Annotated in this window: 1 protein-coding gene; it reads left to right on the plus strand. The window is 63.8% G+C overall.

Annotated elements, in window-relative coordinates; translation table 11 throughout:
- Nucleotides 1-509, plus strand: a 509-nt coding sequence (locus tag C7K08_RS15055; protein WP_479725442.1) for a site-specific integrase, incomplete at its 5' end; no start/stop codon positions are given.
- Nucleotides 510-610: the final 101 nt, after the last annotated feature.

Raw genomic sequence — 610 nt, forward strand, 5'->3', positions numbered from 1 at the left:
CCCCGCTGAAGGATGCGGCTCCTCGCAGCCTGCCTAGCGATGAGGTGATCCTCGAGGTGATTGATGGGCTGCCAGCAGGCTGGCAGTGGGTTGCGGGGATCTGCGCCACCTACGGCGCCAGGCCCCATGAGGCCCTGCTGATGGCCTCGGTCGAAAGTAACGGGCTAGTAGTGGTCCGCGGCGGCAAGACTGGAGCCCGCCAAGGGCTGCCGCTACCGAAGGCGTGGATTGAGCGGTGGGAGCTCCAGAACAAGCGTCTGCCTTCGATCAACCTCGAGCGTGATCACCGCACGGTTGGTTCTCAGCTGGGTGTTGCCCTGCATCGCTATGAGGCGCCGTTTCTGCCTTACGACCTGCGCCATGCCTGGGCGGTACGGGCGATTCACAACCCACAGATCAGCCCTTCCCTGGCGGCCAAAAGCCTCGGACACTCGCTGATGGTGCACACGTCCCTATACCAGCGCTGGTTTGACAGCGCCTCGATGGCGTCACTTGTTGCGCAGATGTGAGGCGAAGCCCTCCACATCCACATAGAGGGTGCGGCGCTTGCCGCTTTCCCCGGTGGTTGCACTCACGAACTGGGGTGGGATGCGTCCGCGGTCAATGGCCA

This window comes from Synechococcus lacustris str. Tous (genome assembly GCF_003011125.1).
Classification (GTDB): Bacteria; Cyanobacteriota; Cyanobacteriia; order PCC-6307; family Cyanobiaceae; genus Synechococcus_D; species Synechococcus_D lacustris.